Genomic DNA, 22,552 nt, shown 5'->3' on the forward strand with positions numbered 1-22,552 from the left:
TTATAATCACCTATTATTTTTTAGTAATTGCAGACTTTACTGTAACTCCAGATATTTTGCCAATCTTTCCTGTCATAGCACTTATTTCATCAGAAGTACCATCAACTATTAATGATATTACACTTATCTCTCTTTCCTTATAAGGAACTCCCATTCTTCCTATAATAATATGAGCATAATCATGAAGTACTTCATTTACTCTAGTTGAACTGTCTAAATCCTCTACCACAATTCCAACCACACCAACTCTTTTATTCATGCAAAAAAACCTCCTTAAATTAAAAAAACTTCTAGCAAAACTAGAAGGATATCTCAAAATCAAAAACTATACAACAATCGTATACTATTTTGTATAGAATTAACTTAAAATATATAGTCCTTCCCTTTTGCTTAGACACACTCCTTGCAATTAGGCTTAACATTTTACCCTATCCTATTTGCCAGAAACTCCAGTAAATAAGATTTAATTACATTATATTATACCCTATCAATTTGTCAAGCTTTTAACAACATTTTTAGTTAATGAAAAATGAACTAAGCGACGTTAAGCACAGCTTAACGAGCCCACAAAAAACAAAAGATTTTCTGCCCAAAGGGAAGAAAATCCTCCTTAATTGTTCATTATTCACTATTAGTTATTCATTAACTAAAGGTCTGCAATAGTTCTATGACCTAATCCAATAACCACTTCGTTTAAATGAAGTAATCCTATACTCATAAATAAACATACACTTAAATGTTCTTCTGATCTTGCAATACCTATTTTACCACCTACATTTAATCCATTAGCTTTAGATACAACTTGAATTATAGCTTCTCTTGTAGCTCCTGCTACAGCGCCATCATGTAAATGACAATCCTGTATAAGTCCACATCTTTTAGATGCAACTAGTGCTCTTTCTACTATTTTAGGTATGGAATTATTTAAATTTCCTCCTACATCCACTGCCACTGTTAAAATATTCTGTTTTTTTAGTTGTTCCTCTAATACTTTTTCCTCTTCTCTTGAGGATATAGCCATTCTTACTGAAGCTTTAGCCACGTCTATGCTATCAATTTTCATTCTATCATCCCTTCACTATATTATATAAATGATATATATATAATATCATATATTTATTTAATAAGGGAAATACTATATTAAAATACTGTATTGAAATTTTAGGAGGGTCAATTTGCATGAAGAAATCACTTAAATGCACTTCATATACATTAGTTATAATATTTTTTGCTTCCTTTTTAATATTTAAGACTTATGATACTAATTTATCTTTTACAAATTCATTTTTTTCATCCAATGCTTTAAGTGAAGAAATAGATAAAGATGAATTAAAAGAAGTTATAGAAACAATTTATAATGATCGTTGTAAAGTATTTATTAATGGAGATTTAGAAAGTTTACCTAAATACTATGATACTTCTAGAAAATATGGTAAATGGTCTTTAGATCAAGAAGTAAGAAGAGTTAAATACTTAAGAACTTGGGCTTACCAAAGAGATATAGAATTTACAAATATAAATTCTAAGATTATTTTAAAAAGGGTATCTTCTAACAAATCTAATATTAGATTAGGGTTAAAGGAAATATACACTTTTGAATACATTTATAAAAATGATGAAAATGCTACCAAAAATAAATTTGGTACAGGTATAGATCATACCGTAAATTTAATTAATAAAAACAATCAATGGATAATTGCAAATGATTGGTATACAGATTGCTTTCATGACGCTCTAAAAGCCTATTCTGGAGAAATTAGAGAAATAGACTTATCTAAGGTAGAAACTTTGGATATACCTAAAATAGAAAAAGATATGAATTTCAATTACAGTGGAAAATACAATAGAATAAAAGCTGTGGAATATGCTAATAGATATTGTGGCGCTTTTATAGAAGATGAAAATACCGATTATAAGTACAATAAAAAATATAAAAATTATTCAGGTATTGGAGGAGATTGTACTAATTTTGCATCTCAAGTATTGGCAGATAAACAAGCTGGTGAAATACCTATGGATTATACATGGTTTTCTCATTTTAGCAAAAAAGAAGGTATTCATGTAGGAAGCAAGGCATGGGTAAATGCAGATACCTTTAAAAATTATATTTTATACAGTGGAAAAGGACAATTAATAAAAAAAGGTACTTTTAAACAATTAGCTTTATCTACAGATAATTACTTAAATGGAGCCTGTGAAAAATTAGAATTAGGGGATCTTATATGCTATGTTAAAGGCGGAAAAACAGATCACTTTGCCATAGTTACCGGATTTGATTCTAGAGGATATCCTTTAGTAAATTCCCATACTACTGATAGATACAATGTGCCTTGGGATTTAGGCTGGGGCGACAAAGACATATCTTTTTATCTTATACACATACGAAAATAAAAAAGTCCATGAATGTTATATTTTATAATATTCATGGACTTTCATTAATTATTATTTATTTAAAACTTCTTCTGCTTTTTTCACTAAATTTTCTACAGTAAATCCAAATTCCTTAAATAATACATATCCCGGTGCTGATGCTCCAAAATGATCTATGGATAAAATATCTCCATCAAATCCTAGGTATTTATGCCATCCAAAAGAGGATGCAGCTTCTACTGCTAATCTCTTTGTAACATTTGAAGGTAAAACTTCTTCTTTATATTCTTTACTTTGTTTTTCAAATAATTCTAAAGAAGGCATACTTACAACTCTTACCTTAATTCCCTTTTCTTCTAATACTTTAGCTCCTTCATAGATAAGTTCTACTTCAGAACCTGTAGCCATTAAAATAATATCTGGTTTTTTATCTTCAGCATCTTTTAATATATATGCTCCCTTTAGGGCATCTTTACCTGTTTCATCATATAGAGGTAGGTTCTGTCTTGATAACACTAAAGATACTGGACCATCTTCTTTAGTTATAGCATAATACCATGCTGCTGCTGTTTCTTTTGCGTCTGCTGGTCTAAATACTGTCATATTTGGAATACTTCTAAGTGACGCTAATTGCTCAATTGGTTCATGAGTTGGTCCATCTTCTCCAACACCTATACTATCATGAGTTAACACATAAGTTATTGGTAAATTCATTAAAGCTGATAATCTCATTGATGGTTTCATATAATCTGAGAAAACAAAGAAAGTTGAAACAAATACCTTTAATCCGCCATGTAAATACATACCATTAGCAATAGCTGCCATTGCATGTTCTCTTACTCCAAAGTGTAGATTAGATCCTTTTCTATTTTCCTTTGAAAAATCTCCTCTATTCTTCATATAAGTCTTATTAGATGGAGCTAAGTCAGCAGATCCTCCTATAAGATTTGGAACAGCATCTGCTAATCTATTAATAACTTCTCCGGAAGCTGCTCTTGTTGCCATCTTCTTTTCAAACTTCCAAAAATCTTCATCATTTAAAAGATCCTTTTCTATTTTTCCACTAAACCAAAGTTCCCATTCCTTTGATAATTCTGGGTACTTATTGTCGTATTCTTCTTTTAATTTATTCCATTTATCTTCTTCTTTTGATAATTCTTCAACTTTTTTGCTCATATATTCTCTAACTTCTTTAGGAACAAAGAATTCTTCTTCATCAGTCCACTTTAAGAACTCTCTTGTTGTTTTTAAATTGTCTTCTCCTAAAGGTTCTCCATGAGCTGAAGACTTACCTTGTTTTGCAGGACATCCATATCCTATTTCAGTTTTGATTATTACAATACTTGGTCTTTCTTTATCTGCTTTTGCTTCTTTTATAGCCTCATCTATAGCTTCTACATCATTTCCATCTTCTACACTTATAACTTGCCAATTATATGCTTTAAATCTTCCAGCTACATCTTCTGTAAATGCTATATCTGTATTTCCTTCTATAGTAATATTATTAGAATCATATAAAACTATTAATTTATCTAATCCTAAAGTTCCTGCAAGAGATGCAGCTTCAGAGGATATTCCTTCCATTAAACATCCATCTCCCACAAGGGCATATGTATAATGATTCATTAATTCATATCCAGGTTTATTGAATTTTTCTGCAAGATATTCCTCAGCCATAGCCATACCTACAGCATTTGCTATACCTTGACCAAGTGGTCCTGTAGTAGTTTCTACTCCAACAGTATGACCATATTCTGGGTGACCCGGTGTTTTACTTCCCCATTGTCTAAAGTTTTTTAGATCCTCCATAGTTAAACCATAATTAAATAAATGAAGTAAAGAATATATCAACATAGATCCATGTCCTGCTGATAGCACAAATCTGTCTCTATTAATCCAATTAGGATTTTTAGGATTATGTTTCATATTTTTAGCCCATAGCGTATACGCCATAGGAGCAGCTCCCAAAGGTAACCCCGGATGACCTGAATTAGCCTTTTGTATTGCTTCTGCTGATAAAATTCTAATAGTATTAATTGTTTTAGTGTCTAAATTTTTCATATTTTTGCATACTCCTTTCGTTATTCAAGTTATAGTATATCACAAAAAAGCCTTAAAAAAGTGCAAAGCACCTTTTAATGAATAATGAAGAATGAACAATGAATAATTTTAGATAAGCTAAACTTTTGTAAATAAAATATCTTCGATGTTAAGCTTAGCTTAACGAGTTTTCCATAGAACAACTATCTTCAACAAGCTAAATAAAATTAAAATTTTTCTGAGTGTAACGAAGAAAAATATCCTTAATTGTTCATTATTCATTGTTAGTTGTTCATTAATTAAAGTTGTTCATTAAAAAATTACGTAGTAGTTTTTTTAAAGCCTTTTCCTTGTACTTCTGAAACGTCTAATATAGAAATAAAAGCATGGTTATCTATTTCTTTTACCATATGTTTTAATTCTGGTAATTGAGATAGGGAAACCACACAATATAAAACTTTTTTCTCCTTACTAGTATAGGCACCTTCTCCATTTAGAAAGGTTACTCCTCTTCCTAGGGCATCCATTATCCATTTACTTACTTCTACTTCTTTTTCTGTTATTATAAATATTAATTTTTCTTTATTATCGAATCCTTTTACTACCTTATCTATCATAGTAGCAGTTAAATACATTGAAACTAAAGTATATAATGCAATTTTTATATTAAATATAAAAGCACCTGCAACTACTATTAAGAAATTAAATGCAAAGGAAATTTTACCTATATCGAAGTTTTCATATTTTTTCTTTATTACAGAAGAAACTATATCTAATCCTCCTGTAGATCCTTGGTTACTAAAACTCAATCCCACACCTATACCATTTAGTATACCACCATATATACACAATAATAAAATATCATCTAAAACTACTGCTTTTTGAAGTGGTCTTGTTAATATAAGCATAATAGACAAGGATACACTTCCTATTATAGTATTTATAGTAAACTTTGTATCCATTTTTTTATAACTTAAATACAAAAGTGGAAGGTTTATTAACAGCACAGAATATCCGGTAGGTATATCCAGAGTATATTCTAATATTAAGGCTAATCCTGACACTCCTCCACTTAATAAACTTGCATTTACTATAAAAGTATTAATACCTATTGCAGATATTAATGAACCCAAAATTATAAAAAATATATTTTTAACACTCAAGTTATTTAAATACTTACTGCTTTTCAATTCTTATCCCCCTTAAAAGTTTATCTATTTAATAATAGTACATTTTGACAAATAAATAAAGCCCCCCCTTTTTGACAATGAATAATGAAGAATGAACAATGAATAATTATGGATATTTTTTCTCCTCTATCGTGACATTTGACAATTGACATTTGACAGAGGACAATGGTGGATATTTTTTCTCCTCTATCGTTGCGAAAAAATTTTAATTATATAATTTTTATATTAAGCAGTTTTTCACTAAAACAAGCAATGTTTAGCGAAGCAAACGAGCCCTTTTTTTATAATTTCCTAAACTATTAACTCTTCACTAAAACAACGATGTTCAGCTTCGCTGAACGAGTTTTCCATTTTCAATTATATCTAATAAAATTAAAGTTCTTCTGACGAAAGGAAGAAGAACCTCCTTCATTGTCCTCTGTCCTCTATCCTCTGTCCTCTGTCCTCTATCCTCTATCCTCTAAAATTAATGATTTTCTGTAACGTAGTGGAAGAAAATCCCCCTAAATTGTTCATTATTCATTGTTAGTTGTTCACTAAAAAAGGTTGTTCACTAATCAAATGTATTGGTTTGCTGCACAAGCCCAGTCTTTTATTATTTCCTTCATATCTTGGAGCGCAATGGTTACATCATTCTTTTTAACTTTTTTACCAGATAATTTCTTTATTTCGCCAAAGGGTTCCCTTAAAGATAATGTTTCTTCGGCACCTGTCAGCACCCATAGTGTTTTACAATTTATAGGCTTTACTTTTAATTTTTCCTCTCCCATGCCGTCAGTAAAATATATTAGAATATGATCTCTTAGTTTATTATCATATATATATTGAAATACCGGTGAAAAGGCAGTTCCACCTCTAGTGTCCAATTTTTTCTTAACATCTCCTTGTCTTCTCACTTTATAAACTCTTCTTATAGTATTATCCGATTCAATTATTGTTATGTCTGAAGAATAATTTTTTACAATATCAAATACTTCTACCATAACCTTTTGTATATCCTCATCACTCATACTGCCGCTTATGTCTAAAGCTATCAATAGTTTTATTTTGTGATCTGGTAACTTTCCCCTTATATCCAATCTATTTGGTTGTCTTCTATCTTTTCTAGTAATTGTTTTTTTATATCCCATAGGTTGTGTTCCAATAATTCTTCTTAGATATTCATTCCATGGTATTTCAGCTTTTCTGTTTAAATCTTTTAAAGCCTTTTGTATAGAAGTTGGGGCTTTTCCTTTACTTGCATTATTAGCAGTTTTTTTAGTAAGCTCTTTTAAATGTTCTAAATCAAAATTATCCTTATTTAAACTCCAAATATCATGAGCATTTTCTATTTTATACTCTTCAATTTTTACATTTGTTGAATTCTTCATAGCTTCTTCATTTGTAATTTTTTTCTTACCATCTTCAGTTGTCAGCTTATCCATAGCTTTTTTTATCTCTTTTGCATAGTATTCTGCATTTTTTTCATAGGGTAAATCACACTTAAAAGATAAATTAACTTTTTCTATAGTAGATGACCAAGGTGGTAAATTTTCAATGTATTGATTTATAGATATATCTAAAGCTGTGTTTACTATAAAATTGCTATACTTTTTTATAAGCTGCTTTTGTCGTTTAATGTGTCCAAACATTATGTGATATATTTCATGTTTTATAAGAGCTTTCATTTGCTCTAGACTACAATTCAAAAATAAAAATGGATTAAAATGCAATACAAAATGAGATAGGGATACTGTAGTTCCCACTGGCCACAGTAGTTTAGTATTTATTTCCCTTTTCATTTGCATAGAAAATAGTCCAAAAAAATTATTCTCTCCCTTCATTAAAGAAAAGGTAGTAAGTTCTATTAAATAAAAAAATCTTTTTTTAAATTGTCCATTTATTGTTACTTTATCCTCTAAATTATATGCATCTTTTAATAATTCTCTTCTCAAGCTTTCAAATTTATTATTTAATTTAATCATCTCCCTATTATTTTAAATCCTGAAACATCTTAAAAAATCCATCTATAAAAATTTCATTTTCTAAAAATTCACTATATATGTCTTTATAATTAAATTTAATCTCCTGCATAATACCCATCTTTAAATCTGATGGAAACAGCTGTATAAGTTTAGAAAATATATTCACGTCTCTATGTTTATTCTCACTATCCATTATATATGACAAAGCATTTTTAGCTTCTAGGTAAAGTCTTGAATGGCTTTCCTCTTTTATTCTTCTTTCTAATTCTTTATGTATTTCTTCATTTTCAAATATTTCTTCTGGGGTTATTAAAGGCCTTTTGTTTTCTTCTATAAAATTAATAAAATCTTGGGCTATACTTTCCCCTATATTTCCCTTAACTACATTGTAAAATATTTTAGTTGGATATTTTTCCCTCATATACACATCATAGGCTTTTGAAACTCTTTCCCAACTCCTTGGAGTGGCCTTTATACTTTCCTGGGAACTTGGGTTATGTAGATATTCTGGAAAGGATGCTATAAATTGAAGTATGTCCTTATTTATATTAACTTCTTCTCTCATGCCCCATTTAATCCATGTATTCACATCTGCATCTAATTCTATCCAAACAAATCTATCTTCCTGGGCTGGATCCATATCCACTACTTGATAATCTGTATATTGAAAAGAATCATATTTATTTGATGGGTTCATTGCCGCTATTACATCTACTCTTGGAGATAATTTATATCCGTTTATTTCCCTATTTAATATTATGTTCATAAGCTCCTGTTGCACACTGTGTTCACATCTATTTATTTCATCTATAAATAGTAATACCCTTCTATTTTTATCTTCTTCTAAAGCCTTGTCTATTTCTACAAGCTTTGTATGAACTGCATATACTGTTCTTTTTATCTTTTCCCCTGTATGTTTAATTACATATTCCTCTACAGTAGGTAGTCCTCCTATTTCTCCTTCTTTTAAAAGATTACCATCTATATTTACCACATAATAATTATTTTTATTACCTAATTCCCTTATTAATGAGGTTTTACCTATACCGCTCTCTCCTATTATTAAAGGAACCTCCCCTGTTTTTATAACCATTTCTACTGCCATTAGCACTTCATTAAAATTCATTTAATACACTCCCTACATACCTAAATTATAATCTACAAAAATTCCTTTTGCTTTCATGCTTCCAAACTTATATATAAAACTAAATTTATCTATATTTAAAGCTTCAGTTTTTATAAAATCTAAAACAAATTCCCTTTCTACATCTTCTTTAGCTATTTCTTCTATAACAACTTTTTTTGATAAATCCTCATAATCCTTACTTAAGTATTTTACAACTTTAAAATTCACCTTTAAAAATTCTCTTACCTTTTCCTCTGTAATATCTTTTATATAATTCATAACCTGCTCATTTGCTTTTACAGCTTCTAATTGTACTCTAAAGGAAGGGTTTTCTATATATTTTATAGAAGTCCAATCCTTTTTAACAGCCGCAATTTTTATTTCTTCACTAGGATCCTTTATATACTTTATAGAATCCGCATCCTTTTCTACCGCTAACTTTTGAACTTCTAAAGATGGATTTTTTACAAATTGTATAGCCCATCCCTTACCTTTTATAGCAGCTTTAATTGTATTTTCGCTAGGATCTTTTATATACTCTAAAGTATTCCAAGCCTTTTCTACTGCATAAATACACATTTCTTCTGTGGGATTTTCTATATACTCAATAATCCATGGATTAGATTTTAATGCCTGCCACTTTAAATCTTCTCCTGGATTTTTTATAAATTTTATTAAATTAGGTTTTTGTGATATAGCAATCCTTGCCATTTCCTCTGTGGGATTTTCTACAGATTTTATGTAATAAGGATCTCTTTTAATATATTCTATTATCTTTTCATTATCCATCATTTAAGCCACCTCTATTATTTTATGATTAATTATATTTTACCATATTTTTATTTTTTTACACTATAAAAGAGAATATATATTAAAAAATACACATTCTCCTTTAATCTTAATTTACAATTATAAAGCTAAAATATTAATATCATAAGCAATATAATAAGCACTATGGCAAATACATAGATTGAATAGGTTATACTGCTCATCATATTCATAGTTTTTGAAAAACTTTCATTTAAACTTTTTTGTTTGCTTTGATTTTCTTTGTCTAAATGTCTTTTATATTTATATGTAAGGTCTATTTGTTTTTCTCCAATTTTTCTAAATAAATAATTAATACCATATATTAAATTCAAAAGGCCCTCATCAAAAACCCTTAATATTAAACTGCTATAATGAATAACACTCTTTAGAACTGGTATATATATGTTTTTTTCTAAACTAAACCAATTTAAAGCTATATTTTCGTACCACCAATTGTTGCCATTTCCCTTTCTTAAAACCTTTTTTATAAAAAATTTATATATTAAAACTCCTATTATAACTGATATCATAGAAGATTTTATATTTCCTATAGAATAAAAGTTTCCAATACTGTGAGCCTCTATATTAAAAGCTTCTGCACTTTTATATAGTATTTTCATAACTAAATCCCCTCTAACACCAAGGAATATAGTCATAAATGCAAGTATTATCATAGGGAAAAAGGTTACTTTACTTATTTTAATTTTTCCTTTATAGTTGCTAGCCACACCTTCTTCTATAAACAAAGCCATAAATATTTTTAATAAATAGGCTACAGTAAATCCGCTGCTTAGTACAAATATAATATCTGCAAAGCTTATCCATAAACTTTTGTATAGCATCTTGCTTTCAATTAGTGCATGATGAATTATATTTTTACTTATAAATCCATTAAAGCCTGGCATAGCTGTAATTCCACAAATCCCTATAAAAAATAGAAATTTAAGTAGTTTTTTATTTTTACCAAATCCACCTATATGATTTATGCTAAGTTCGTGTAGATACATGTATATAACTCCTGCTCCCATAAATAGAAGCACTTTAAATATCATGTGATTTATAATATGATATGTGGCTCCATAAAAAGCCATGTATTTATGTTCTTCTAATATACCCATAAGTCCTATGGCAACTAAAATATATCCCATCTGGCTCATACTACTATATGCAAGTATCCTTTTTATGTTACGCTGAAATAGTGCTAAAAATCCACCTAAAAACATGGTTATAAATCCTAATATTAAAATAGCCAATGAAATATTTTTATCATTAGGAGTTATTATTTGTGATGTTATCATAATACCGAATATTCCTGTTTTTAAAAGCACTCCTGATAAAACTGCACTAGCTGGAGCAGGTGCTGCTGGATGAGCTTTAGGAAGCCATATATGAAGTGGAAACATACCTGCCTTTATGCCAAATCCAAATACAATTAATGAAACTATAGCATATTTAATACCTCCTAAACTGTCTAAGGAATTTTTTAATAAACTCATTTCTAGGGTTTGGGTATAATCAAATAGTAAAAACAGTCCCATTAACAGCACAAGTCCCCCAGTTACCGCCATTATTATATATGTATCTCCTGCCTCATGGGAGTATTCATCCTCATCGTGAATTATTAGCGGATAGGATGTAAGGGACATGATTTCAAAGAAAGTGAATAAATTCAATAAATTCTCTGAAATAAATATTCCCAAAGTACTCCAATAAGTAAGCATAAAAAATAAATAATATCTATTTCTATTTTTATAACTATTTAAATACTGAACAGAATAAACAGTAACTAAAAACCAAATTAGTGAAGTTAACCAAATAAAAATATATCTAAACATATCTATTTTTAAAGATAATCCAGTTCCCATTATATTTTTTATAAAAAGCTCTATACTTTCATTATATACCTGTGGAAATATATAAGTAATAGCTAAAAAAACTATAAATGTTATTGCTATATTAAATCTATCTCTTATTTTTTCATTATATCTTCCTATAACAAAGCCTACTATAGATGCAAGTAAAGGAACTATAAGTATTATGTAAAATATATAATTCAAAAGAACACCTCCCTTTTATATAACTTCTTTGGATATTTCCATTAAGAAATTTAATATTGGATTAGGGTATAACCCTAGTACTATGGTTATACAAGTTATAAGCATTATTGGTACTAACATTTTTAATGGTGCTTCTTTAATTTCTATTTTTTCCCCTAAGGTGTGTTCTTCACTTTTTTTAAAGAAAGCAACAGTTATAATAGGCATTAAATACATAGCTGTTAAAAGAGCACTAATTAATAATATAGCAGGGAAAATTACTTTTCCTTCTAAAAGTCCACCTTGCGCTAAATACCACTTGCTTACAAAGCCATTAGTTGGAGGTATTCCAATTAATGATATAGAGGATATGGCAAAACACCACATAGTATAGGGCATTTCCTTTCCTATACCCTTTATTTCATATATACTTGTTTTTCCCCTAGTGTACATTATTGTACCTACACAAAAAAACAATGTAATCTTTATAACAGCATGGTTTATTAAATGTAAAAGCCCTCCTACAAAGGAATTTCCATTTAAAATTAGTATTCCCAAAAGTATATATCCTAATTGACTTATAGTTGAATAGGCCAATCTCTTTTTTAAATTACTTTGATGAAGTGCTAAAAAAGAGCCCATAAGTATGGATATAGTTACAAATAGCAATAGATATTTTCTTCCATGTATTTGCTTTACTATTTCTGCACCAAAAACATAATATGTAATTCTTACAAGAGCAAATACCCCTGATTTTACTACGGCTACTGCATGAAGTAGGGAACTTACAGGTGTTGGTGCCACCATGGCCTTTGGAAGCCAAGAGTGAAAAGGCACTAAAGCCGCTTTTACTCCAAAACCCAAAAACATAACTATGTAACTTGTGGATATTAAAGTTTTATTTAGATTAAAATCCTTTATAATGCCCTTAGGACAAAAATCTAATACATTAGTTACATTAAATAAAAGTATCATGCCTAAAAGCACAAAGGTAGCTCCTGCAAAGGAGTATATTAAATACTTTTTACCACTTTTTAAAGCTTCTCCAGTTCCTGAATGAATAACTAAAGGAAAAGTTGCCAGTGTTAACAATTCATAAAATAAATATAGTGTTACTAAATTTCCTGAAAAGGATATACCCAAAGTTACTCCTAGAGTTACTAAGAAAAAAGCAAAAAACCTATCTTCTTTTCCCTCATGTTTCATATATTCCATAGAGTAAAAACTAGTAAATACCCAAAGCACAGCTACTAACAATGAAAAGAACATGCTCAATTTATCTATCTTTAAATAAATATCTAAAAACTCATTTATTTTTAGTACTGTACAAGAAATTTGTCCCATGCTTTTAAAAATATATATTACAAAGAATAGATTTAAAAATACTGTTATTGCCGCTATAGCATTTCTAATATTTTCTTTAAACTTTCCAACACCTATAAAAAGAGCCATAACCATTGGAAAAAGTATAGGTATTAAAATTATTGCTGTATTCAAAATGTAACCTCCTAAACTAAACCTATTTTTATCAGTTCTATTATACTACTAGATGCTACTCCTACATATATCATTGCAAAAACCAAAATAATTATAGGTAATAGTTGAACTATAGGCGTATTTTTACTTTTATATACTTTATCTTTTAAATTTTCTTCTCCAAAAAAACCATTTATAGATATAGGGAAATAGTATACTGCGTTTAAAAGACTGCTTAATAATATTATGGCTATTAAAATAGGCCTTTGGGATTCAATAGATGCCAATGATAAATACCATTTACTAATAAAGCCTGGAAGAAGTGGAATTCCTATCATAGACAAAGAGGCTATAAAAAATAAAATCAATGTATAAGGCATTTCTATACCTACGCCCTTTAATTTATCCAAATCTTTTTCTCCTGTTCCCTTAATAATATCTCCTGCACATAAAAATAGAGCAGACTTTGTTATCGCATGTCCAATTATGTGAAATATAGCTATTACAAACCCCATTTCTGTACCAAGACCTAATGAAAAGAAAATATATCCCATTTGTGCTACTGTAGAATAGGCTATGACTTTTTTGAAATTCTTTTGACCTATAGCAAATAGAGATCCAAATATCATACCAGCACATCCTAATATAAGTATTACCTTAAGTATGGAAAATTCTCTTAATAAATCCATTCCAAAAACCCTGTATAGCATTTTTATTAAAAATATTACATAACCCTTTAAAACCAATGATGATAAAAAAGCACTAGAAGTTGTTGGCGCACTAGAATGGGCATCAGGAAGCCATGTATGTAGTGGAAACATTGCACTTTTAACTCCAAGTCCCACAGTAAAAAGTCCCATGCTTATAAGTACTAAATTTTTATGATTTATGTAATTTTTCACTAATTCATTGTGCATATATGTCATATTTAGGTGACCTGTAATGGAATAAAGAAATGCTATACCCATTAATACAAGACCAGACCCTAAACAACTCATTATAAGGTATTTCATTCCTGCTTTTATATTTTCTTTTTTATCTTTTATTACAACTATTCCGCAAGAAGCTAAATTGCCTATTTCAATGAAAACAAATACATTGAATATATCGTTTGAAAAAACCATGCCTAGTAAAGAACCTACTAAAAGACTAACTAAGAAATAATAAAAAGGTACTCTCCCCCTTTTTATATCATGTTCTATACTGTATATTGAATACCAGGTTATCATTGTTGCTACAAAGGAAAATAACATTCCTATAATTAGTTCTACTAATCCTACATGAAATTCTATTCCAAAGGGAGCATTGTAATATCCTATTTTATAAAAATAATCCCCATTTATTTGTACATATTTAAAAGTAATTGCATATAATAAAAAACAAATTATAAAAGATGTAAAGCTCATTGCTTTTACTATGGAAATTTTTTTAGTTAGAATTATAATTGGTCCTAATAAAAACAATAATAAAATGCATATAAGTGGAAAACTATCTATCGGTATCATTGAGTGTCCTCCTTTTTTAATATCTCATCTAATTCTATAGTTCCATATTTTTCATATATTTTAATTGTTAAGGCTAATGCAAAGGCTGTGGTACTTACAGCTACAACTATTCCTGTAAGCATAAGAGATGTAGGAATTGGGTTTATATAGGATTCTACCCCCTTAAATTCACCTACTACAATTGGAGCTTCTTTTCCATTTATATATCCCTTTGCAATAAAGAATAAAAAAACTGCAGTATCCATTATGTTTAATCCTATAATTTTCTTTATTAAATTATTGTTTAAAAGCAGTGTTACAAAACCTACACCAAATAAAACAATAGCTGCTGTTTCATAATAATTTAAAAATAGTTTTTCCATGCTATATTTCTCCTTCTTTGAATAGACTAAATAAAAAATACATAGTTATACTTACCAATGCTCCGACTATAATATTAAGAGGAAGAATAAATCCTGCACTAATAATATTACCCTCTTTGCCTAAAGGAGGTGATGGCCAATGCATAGAACTTCCACCACTTATAAAACTATATCCCTTCATACTTCCATATAAAATAAGACCTATAGAGGCCACTTTTATAAGAGTTGAATAGCTTATTTTTCTATCCGCTTCTTTTTTACCATAAACTATCCTGTATAAAATAAAACTTACTCCTATAATAGCTCCTCCTGCAAATCCTCCACCGGGACTTAAGTGTCCATGGAATATGATGTATATACCAAATATTTGTATAAAGGGTATTATAAATTTACAGACCTCTTTTAAAATAATATCTTCTTTATGTTCCATTTAATGTTCCACGTCCTTTTTTAAAACTGCCATAACTGCTACAACGGATGTAAATAAAACACTGGCTTCTACAAAAGTGTCAAAAGCTCTATAATCTAAAATTACTCCTGTAACTATATTAGTGGCTCCAGTTTCTTTTATACTATTTTCTATGTAATATTTAGAAACCTTTCCATGAGTAGGAGGCTGACCTTTCCCAAACTCAGGTAAATCCTTTACACCTAATAATAAAATTCCAATCAATGCTACAGAAATAATGCCTGCTACTAGCTTTCTCATTTTTTTACACCCCTAACTCTATTTAAAGTTATAATAAACAGTATAGTTGTTATACCTGCACCTACTGCAGCTTCAGTAATTGCTAAATCTGGGGCATTAAGCTGTTGCCAAAGTATTGCCATAATTAAGCTATATACTGTAAATATTATAATAGCACCTAATAGATCTTTTACATATGAAACTGCAATGGAAGATGCTATTAAAAATAACAACATTGCTATGCTAAATATTTTCATTCTCTTTCACCCCGTGTTCTGTTGCCTCTGATTTATTTACACTATATTGAGCCTTTCCTATTAAGTGAGTGGCTGTAGGATTGGTTATCCATATAAATACAAGTATTAATAGTAGTTTTAATGAAGTTATTTTAAAACCATTACATATAATAAGACCTGTTAAAGTTAAAAATACACCTAAGGTATCACATTTAGCCGCACTGTGTATTCTTGTAAGTACATCTGGTAACCTTAATATTCCTATAGTTCCCACTAGAAAAAAGAAAAGACCTCCTAATATAAAAATTCCACCTATTATGGTTATTATCATTTGCTACTTCCTCCCAATTTATGTATGAAATTTGCAATAACTAATGTAGCTACAAAACTTATCATGGCATAAACTAAAGCTACATCTATAAAATAAGATTCATTTAATATAAAAGATACCAATAAAATAAGTATTATAGTTTTAGTACTTATTACATTTACAGCCACTAATCTATCTGCAGCACTTGGTCCCTTTACAGCTCTATACATGCAACCTATAATTGTAATAGATAAAAAGAGTATAGCAAAAACTAATACATTATGATTCACTTTCATCATCCTTACTCTCTTCAAATTTTAAAAGGATTTTCTCAAAATTAGAATCCTCCAAATCCTCTATATTGCTTTCTTCCAAACAATGTACGGTAAATATATTGTCTTGTACATTAACAGTTAAAGTTCCTGGTGTTAAGGTTATAGAATTGGCTAAAACAGTTCTTAAGAAATTTGATTTGATTTTTGTCTCAAAACTTACAACCCTTGGTGATATATTCATTTTAGGACTTAATATTATTTTAGCTACATGAAAGTTTGCTTTAAATACTTCCTTAACAAGGCAAAAACAGTAAATCAATATATATTTACACTTTTTAAAGTTAATATTTATACATAACATTTCTTCATTAAATTTAAAAACACAATAAGATATAACATATCCCAATATAATTGTCTCCAACGTAAATCTTTGTGCTAATATAAGCCAAAATATCAAATACAAGTGAATTGTTAAAATTTTCACTTTAGATTTCCTCCCCTCCTTTTTTATTTTAATAATATCTTAACAAATTTTATGCATATTCGTCTACATTTTTTGTATCTTTATAACAAAATATATAAAAAAATTCTAGTATAATTAAAAAATTAATAATTATATTAAGCTATAATATTTATCTTTAACTAAATAAAAGACTATTGAATGGTATTTTATTCAATAGTCCTTGTTGCCATTATTTTATTAAAATAAAGCGATAATAAATCGCTGATGCAGCGATGTTCAGTTTACTGAACGAGCCAACAAAATAAAATTAAAGATTTTCTATAGCAAAGCGGAAGAAAATCCTCCTTAATTGTTCATTATTCATTATTAGTTATTCATTGATAAATATCTCATGCCTGTATCTGGCAATAACACCACTATATTCTTACCTTTATTTTCTTCTCTCTTTCCTATTTCCTTTGCTGCATACAATGCTGCTCCTGAAGATATTCCTACAAATACTCCTTCTAGTTTAGCTATTTGTTTCATCATTTCTATAGATTCTTCATTAGGTGCTTTAAATACCTCGTCTATTACATTCATATCTACTATTTCTGGAATAAAGCCTGCGCCTATGCCTTGTATTTTGTGCGGACCTGGTTTTTCACCGGACATAACAGCTGAAGTTTCTGGTTCCACTGCTACAATTTTTATATCTTTATTGTATTCTTTTAATCCTTTTGCTACACCTGTTACTGTTCCACCAGTTCCAACTCCTGCAATAAAAATATCTACTTTACCATCTAAATCATCTAATATTTCCTTTGCAGTAGTTACTTTATGGATAGCTGAATTAGCAGGATTATTAAATTGTTGTGGAATAAAGGCATTTCCCATTTCACCTTTTAGTTCTTCTGCCTTTTGTATTGAACCATTCATTCCCATATTTCCAGCAGTTAAAACCACTTCAGCTCCATAAGCTTTTAATATATTTCTTCTTTCTACACTCATAGTCTCTGGCATAGTCAATATTAATCTATACCCTTTAATTGCACAAATCAAAGCTAAACCTATACCTGTATTACCACTGGTTGGTTCAATTATTACAGTATCTTTATTTATTAAATTAGCTTTTTCTGCTTCTTCTATCATAGCTAATGCTGCTCTATCCTTTACACTACCTGAAGGATTAAAATATTCTACCTTTGCAATTATATTTGAATTTAATTCATTTACCTTTTCAAATTTTTCTAGTTTAACTAATGGTGTCCTTCCTATAAGTTCTATTAAATTATTGTATACTCTCATATTTTATCTCTCCTTTTTATTTAGTTTACCTATAGATTAAATAGGTATTGGGCTAAAAAATTATTATATATAGTACATATAACCTGGATTTTTATATGCTTTATATTCCTGTACTAATTCTTCTAGTGTTATGGAATCTACTAAATTGTTAATTTCTTTATTTAATTTATTCCAAACATTTTTTTTAAGACATAATTCCATAATATTACTATCATCGTATTCTTCTAAATTTACTACTTGCAATTCTCCCTCTAAGGCTCTTAATATATCTCCTACAGTTATTTCACTGCTATTTCTTGCTAAAGTATATCCTCCCTGAGGCCCTTTTTTACTGTTCACTAAACCATTCTTTCTTAGAGCAGACAAAATTTGTTCTAAATATTTTTCTGATATATCTTCTCTTTCTGAAATACTTTTTTTAGTAACATTTTCTAAAGAAGAATACACTCCTATATTCACCATAGCTTTTAATCCATATCTACCTTTGGTTGAAATTTCCATTAATGTCACCTCTTATTTACTACTAATCCTATATGTTTAGTATGATTATATTCCATATAAGTTTTTTTGTCAATAATTTATATCAAATTTCTACATACATACATAACATAAAATTATGACTATATTATATGTTAAGGAGAATTTACTATGAGTTTTTTATCTATATTGATTTTTGCAATATCATCCAGTTGTGATAGTTTCATAATTGGTATAAGTTATGGTATAAATAAAATAAAAATAAATTTTTCAAGTAATTTACTGGTTGCTTTAATAAGTGGATTAGGCACTTTTTTATCCATGTTACCAGGAGCTAAATTAATTAATTATATATCACCTACACAGGCTAATAAATTTGGAAGCTTACTTCTTGTTTTGGTAGGTATATGTTTACTAATAAATAGTTTGAGAAAAAAAGATAAATTAAAAGAAGAGAATTCCTATTCTACTCTTTTAAAAAACCCTGAAAAAATGGACTTTGACTCATCTAAAAATATAGAAATCAAAGAAGCCATATACCTTGGCGTTTTTCTTTGCTTAAACAACATAGGCCTTGGTATAATGGCAAGTATTATAGGATTAAACATTTATATCACATCCTTTCTATCCTTTTTATTTAGTTTAACTTTTTTAAAATTAGGATGCTTTATTGGGAAAAAAGTTTCTGCTTATAGTTTTAATAATAAAATTGCAGAAATCTCTTCTTATGTATTAATAATCTTACTTGGAATATGGGAACTTTTTAGTTAATGAATAATGAACAATGAACAATGAATAATTGTGGATAGTTTTTCTCCACTGTTATGACATTTGACAATTGACAGAGGACAGTTCATTTGACAATTGACAGAGGGCAGAGGACAATGATTGATAACTTTTCTCCACTATTGTTACGAAAAGTTTTTAATTTTATAAGATCTTTGGGTTTAGTTAAAACTAAACCTTTATATATTAGATAAATCTAAGATATCTTCGATGTTCAGCTTTGCTGAACGAGTTTTCCATAGTACAACTATCTTTCACAAATCAAATAAAATTTAAGATTTTCTGTAACGTAGTGGAAGAAAATCTTCCTTCATTGTCCTATGTCAATTGTCCTCTGTCCTATGCCCTCTAAAATCCTCCTTAATTGTTCATTATTCATTATTACTTGTTCATTAGATAAAAAAGCTTGCACAATAAAATGCAAGCTTTTTTATCTTAACTATTCTCTTATAAATATATTAGAATTTTCATTTTCCTGCCATCCTTCTACTTCTCTTAGAGCTTCTTCAGGGGCTTTTCCTTCTCCTACTAATGCACCGGATAGAATAAACTTAGAGAATAAATATTCTAAATTTAGTCCCATATCTTTTTCTTGTAATGCTCTATCTACTAAAGGAGATATATTTTCAAATAAATCATTAGATCTAAAGAATTCAACATTGACATCCTCTTCACTATAGTCATCATCTACATTGTTTATAACATCTGTATCTTCCATATCATCTATATTATCTACAAAGTCCATATCTTCCATATCGTCTATAGTATCTATAACAGGAATGTTATCTCCTTCTTCGCCTCTCATTCTTTTAGACTTTCTACAAAGATTCATTAAAAGAATGTAATTATAGTATATACCATGTTTAATCTCATCTGTTAAAATTTGAAAAACAATATCTCTATCGCATCTGTTTGGAAGACCTGATCTAATCAATCTATATTTTTCCATAGCTTTCATTTCTCCAAATAAAGCCTTTCTGACACCTCTTAAATAGCTTTTAGGTTTCTTAATATCTTCATCTTTTTTAGGACAAATAACTTTTCCAGTATAATGCATGTATATTTCCCTAAACCATCTTCCATGATTTTTTTCGTCATCCCTTATGGATTTTATTATTTCCTTTTGTTCCTTATTTGGTGCCATAGATATTAAGTATTCATATTCCTTTTCGTCCGCTCTTTCCCCTTCTACAGCATCCTTTATCATTTCAAGAGATCTTTTTAAACCCTCCCTTGAAAAATCCTTTCCATAGTCCGCGCAATAGTCTACATGATTATTGCCCCAATTACTCCAATTACCACACATAGGATTACAATACTGCATATTATAATTTTTCATATATTCCTCCACAAATGAATTTTTACACACTTTCATTATATGATTATCACATCTATTTGGTACCTATTTTATTATTTTATTATTTTCTCGTAGCAAATTATTTATAATTTCCCAGGAAATTACTTGCAATGAATAATGAACAATGAAGAATTAATAATTGTGGTTATTTTTTCTCCACTGTTATTACATTTGACAATTGACAGAGGACAGAGGACAATGATTGACATCTTTTCTCCTCTATCGTTACGAAAAAATTTTAATTGTATGATTTATATATTAAGCAGCTATCAACTAAATAAGCGATGTTCAGCGAAGCGAACGAGCCCTTTTATTAATGAACAACTAACAGTGAATAGTGAACAATTTCGGATATTTTTTCTCCATTAGCATTACAAAAAAATTTTAATTGTATGATTTATATATTAAGCAGTTCTTAACTAAATAAGCGATGTTTAGCGAAGCAAACGAGCCAACAAAATAAAATTAAAACTTTTCTGAGTGCAACGAAGGAAAGTGTCTTTCATTTTCAATTCTCCACTTTCCATTTTCAATTATAACTAATAAAATTAAAGTTCTTCTGACGAAAGGAAGAAGAACCTCCTTCATTGTCCTATGTCCTCTGTCCTCTGTCCTCTAAAATCCTCCTTAATTGTTCATTATTCATTGTTCATTCTTAATTAAATAGTCCTTTATGCTATAATAATAATGTATGTCCATTCCATTTATTATTTACATATACTAAATATTGTTTTATAAATAAAACTTAGGAGGGATTGTGTGAAAATTTCTTATATTCTAAAGGGACTTTTTGATACTTTTAAAAACATATTGCCAATTACTTTATTTTTAGTGCTTATACAGGTTTTATTATTTAAAAAACCTATGAAAAATGTAAAAAGCCTTACCTTTGGAATGATATTAACAACTTTAGGTCTTTTTTTATTTTTAGAGGGCACAAGTATTTTTCTTTTACCTCTTGGTGAATCCGTTGGTGAAAATTTAGTATCTTTGGATAATAAGTGGTTAATTATTTTACTTATTTTTATAATAGGATTTTCAACTACTTTAGTTGAGCCTGCACTAGCCACTTTAGCTGCTGAAGTTGAAGAAATATCTATAGGTGCTATTTCTAAAAAAGTTTTAATTTATACTGTAGCTATTGGTTTTGGAGCTGGTTTATCTGCTGGAGTATATAAAATAATGTACAGTATTCAAACTTCAAAGATTGTATTACCTCTTTTAGTTCTTTCAATAATACTGTGTATATTTGCACCTGAACAAATAATAGGTATAGCTTTTGACTGCGCAAGCTCCACTACTGGACCTGTAAATATACCTTTAAATTTAACTATAGCTTTGGGGCTTTCAAGAACTTTAGAAAATTCAGACCCCTTATTAAATGCTTTTGGTATAATAGGATTAACTTCTATGGGCCCTGTTATATCTGTTCTTATATTAGGAATCTTATCAAAGTAAAGGAGGGTTTTATTTGATTTGTATTGTTACTATTGTTGAAAGAGGAAAAGCTAATTCTTTAGTTGAACAAGCAAAAAAAGTTGGTGCAAAAGGTGCAACTATCTTTTATGGAAGAGGTACTGGTGATGAAGAAATAAAAAAATATTTCAACTTTCATATAGAGTCTTCTAAAGAAATAATCATAATATTATCTGAAGATAGTCGTTCTGAAGAAATAATTAATACTTTAGTAGAAAAAGGTGGCCTTAATAAACCGGGAAAAGGAATTTTGTTTACCTTTCCACTTTCAAAAGTAATAGGAATAGGATGAATTATTCATCCTATTCCTATTACTTT

The 22,552-nt window shown here is 28.9% G+C and carries 24 protein-coding genes; 4 read left to right on the plus strand and 20 right to left on the minus strand.

The window, feature by feature from the left end; translation table 11 throughout:
• Positions 1-13: 13 nt before the first annotated feature.
• Both CKV72_RS05515 and CKV72_RS05520 read right to left on the minus strand, forming a co-directional pair.
• Positions 14-259, minus strand: a complete 246-nt coding sequence (locus tag CKV72_RS05515) for a TM1266 family iron-only hydrogenase system putative regulator (protein ID WP_089868093.1) — start codon at positions 257-259, stop codon at positions 14-16.
• Between the two features lie 387 nt (positions 260-646).
• Positions 647-1,063 (minus strand): HutP family protein, encoded by a 417-nt coding sequence (locus CKV72_RS05520; protein ID WP_089866296.1) that lies wholly within the window; start codon positions 1,061-1,063, stop codon positions 647-649.
• 116 nt (positions 1,064-1,179) lie between these two features.
• On the opposite strand from CKV72_RS05520, the gene CKV72_RS05525 reads away from it, so the two are divergent.
• On the plus strand, positions 1,180-2,391 hold the full coding sequence (locus CKV72_RS05525; protein ID WP_095177708.1) for an amidase domain-containing protein: 1,212 nt from the start codon (positions 1,180-1,182) through the stop codon (positions 2,389-2,391).
• A gap of 51 nt (positions 2,392-2,442) precedes the next feature.
• Here the strand turns inward: CKV72_RS05525 and tkt are convergent, their stop codons facing one another.
• The 17 genes from tkt to CKV72_RS05610 form a co-directional block, all read right to left on the minus strand.
• Positions 2,443-4,431, minus strand: coding sequence for a transketolase (tkt, locus tag CKV72_RS05530; protein ID WP_095177709.1), 1,989 nt, complete (start codon positions 4,429-4,431; stop codon positions 2,443-2,445).
• Between the two features lie 299 nt (positions 4,432-4,730).
• Positions 4,731-5,600 carry a YitT family protein gene (locus CKV72_RS05535; protein ID WP_095177710.1) on the minus strand — a complete coding sequence of 290 codons (870 nt, stop codon included), beginning with the start codon at positions 5,598-5,600 and terminating at the stop codon, positions 4,731-4,733.
• A 557-nt stretch (positions 5,601-6,157) separates the two neighbouring features.
• Positions 6,158-7,534, minus strand: a complete 1,377-nt coding sequence (locus CKV72_RS05540; RefSeq protein ID WP_242955747.1) for a vWA domain-containing protein — start codon at positions 7,532-7,534, stop codon at positions 6,158-6,160.
• A 37-nt stretch (positions 7,535-7,571) separates the two neighbouring features.
• Entirely contained in the window at positions 7,572-8,690 is a 1,119-nt protein-coding gene (locus CKV72_RS05545) for an ATP-binding protein (RefSeq protein ID WP_089866281.1), read from the minus strand.
• Positions 8,691-8,702: 12 nt separating this feature from the next.
• Positions 8,703-9,479 (minus strand): hypothetical protein, encoded by a 777-nt coding sequence (locus tag CKV72_RS05550; RefSeq protein WP_089866278.1) that lies wholly within the window; start codon positions 9,477-9,479, stop codon positions 8,703-8,705.
• Between the two features lie 128 nt (positions 9,480-9,607).
• Entirely contained in the window at positions 9,608-11,557 is a 1,950-nt protein-coding gene (locus CKV72_RS05555; RefSeq protein ID WP_095177712.1) for a complex I subunit 5 family protein, read from the minus strand.
• Between the two features lie 15 nt (positions 11,558-11,572).
• Complete coding sequence (locus CKV72_RS05560; protein WP_089866272.1) at positions 11,573-13,033, minus strand: complex I subunit 5 family protein; 1,461 nt, start codon at positions 13,031-13,033, stop codon at positions 11,573-11,575.
• Positions 13,034-13,044: 11 nt separating this feature from the next.
• Positions 13,045-14,517, minus strand: coding sequence for a complex I subunit 5 family protein (locus CKV72_RS05565; protein ID WP_089866269.1), 1,473 nt, complete (start codon positions 14,515-14,517; stop codon positions 13,045-13,047).
• Positions 14,514-14,879, minus strand: coding sequence for a sodium:proton antiporter (locus tag CKV72_RS05570; RefSeq protein ID WP_089866265.1), 366 nt, complete (start codon positions 14,877-14,879; stop codon positions 14,514-14,516). The genes CKV72_RS05565 and CKV72_RS05570 overlap by 4 nt, the downstream gene beginning before the upstream one ends.
• A gap of 1 nt (position 14,880) precedes the next feature.
• On the minus strand, positions 14,881-15,309 hold the full coding sequence (locus CKV72_RS05575) for an MnhB domain-containing protein (protein ID WP_089866262.1): 429 nt from the start codon (positions 15,307-15,309) through the stop codon (positions 14,881-14,883).
• The gene (mbhE, locus tag CKV72_RS05580) at positions 15,310-15,588 is read right to left on the minus strand and encodes a hydrogen gas-evolving membrane-bound hydrogenase subunit E (RefSeq protein ID WP_089866260.1); all 279 of its coding nucleotides are present in this window, start codon (positions 15,586-15,588) and stop codon (positions 15,310-15,312) included.
• Positions 15,585-15,824, minus strand: a complete 240-nt coding sequence (locus tag CKV72_RS05585; RefSeq protein ID WP_089866258.1) for a hydrogenase subunit MbhD domain-containing protein — start codon at positions 15,822-15,824, stop codon at positions 15,585-15,587. The genes mbhE and CKV72_RS05585 overlap by 4 nt, the downstream gene beginning before the upstream one ends.
• Positions 15,811-16,134, minus strand: coding sequence for a monovalent cation/H(+) antiporter subunit G (gene mnhG / locus CKV72_RS05590; RefSeq protein WP_206152106.1), 324 nt, complete (start codon positions 16,132-16,134; stop codon positions 15,811-15,813). Before mnhG ends, CKV72_RS05585 begins: the two co-directional genes overlap by 14 nt.
• Positions 16,131-16,403, minus strand: coding sequence for an MrpF/PhaF family protein (locus CKV72_RS05595; RefSeq protein WP_157726539.1), 273 nt, complete (start codon positions 16,401-16,403; stop codon positions 16,131-16,133). Before CKV72_RS05595 ends, mnhG begins: the two co-directional genes overlap by 4 nt.
• Positions 16,393-16,872, minus strand: coding sequence for a Na+/H+ antiporter subunit E (locus CKV72_RS05600; protein ID WP_157726540.1), 480 nt, complete (start codon positions 16,870-16,872; stop codon positions 16,393-16,395). The genes CKV72_RS05595 and CKV72_RS05600 overlap by 11 nt, the downstream gene beginning before the upstream one ends.
• A 345-nt stretch (positions 16,873-17,217) precedes the next feature.
• Positions 17,218-18,138 (minus strand): cysteine synthase A, encoded by a 921-nt coding sequence (cysK, locus tag CKV72_RS05605; RefSeq protein ID WP_095177713.1) that lies wholly within the window; start codon positions 18,136-18,138, stop codon positions 17,218-17,220.
• A gap of 63 nt (positions 18,139-18,201) precedes the next feature.
• A complete protein-coding gene (locus CKV72_RS05610) occupies positions 18,202-18,639 on the minus strand; it encodes an RrF2 family transcriptional regulator (protein WP_169712347.1) in 438 nt (145 codons plus the stop codon).
• 147 nt (positions 18,640-18,786) lie between these two features.
• Here CKV72_RS05610 and ytaF point away from each other — a divergent pair, with 147 nt between their 5' ends.
• Complete coding sequence (ytaF, locus tag CKV72_RS05615; RefSeq protein ID WP_095177714.1) at positions 18,787-19,386, plus strand: sporulation membrane protein YtaF; 600 nt, start codon at positions 18,787-18,789, stop codon at positions 19,384-19,386.
• A 454-nt stretch (positions 19,387-19,840) separates the two neighbouring features.
• Here the strand turns inward: ytaF and CKV72_RS12270 are convergent, their stop codons facing one another.
• A complete protein-coding gene (locus tag CKV72_RS12270; protein WP_181814542.1) occupies positions 19,841-20,740 on the minus strand; it encodes a ferritin-like domain-containing protein in 900 nt (299 codons plus the stop codon).
• A gap of 777 nt (positions 20,741-21,517) precedes the next feature.
• Here CKV72_RS12270 and CKV72_RS05625 point away from each other — a divergent pair.
• Both CKV72_RS05625 and CKV72_RS05630 read left to right on the plus strand, forming a co-directional pair.
• The gene (locus tag CKV72_RS05625) at positions 21,518-22,216 is read left to right on the plus strand and encodes a DUF1538 domain-containing protein (protein ID WP_169712348.1); all 699 of its coding nucleotides are present in this window, start codon (positions 21,518-21,520) and stop codon (positions 22,214-22,216) included.
• A 13-nt stretch (positions 22,217-22,229) separates the two neighbouring features.
• Positions 22,230-22,526: a P-II family nitrogen regulator gene (locus CKV72_RS05630; RefSeq protein WP_089866242.1), complete on the plus strand. Its 297-nt coding sequence runs from the start codon at positions 22,230-22,232 to the stop codon at positions 22,524-22,526.
• The last annotated feature ends 26 nt before the right edge of the window (positions 22,527-22,552 follow it).

Source organism: Clostridium cochlearium (genome assembly GCF_900187165.1).
Taxonomy (GTDB): Bacteria; Bacillota; Clostridia; order Clostridiales; family Clostridiaceae; genus Clostridium_G; species Clostridium_G cochlearium.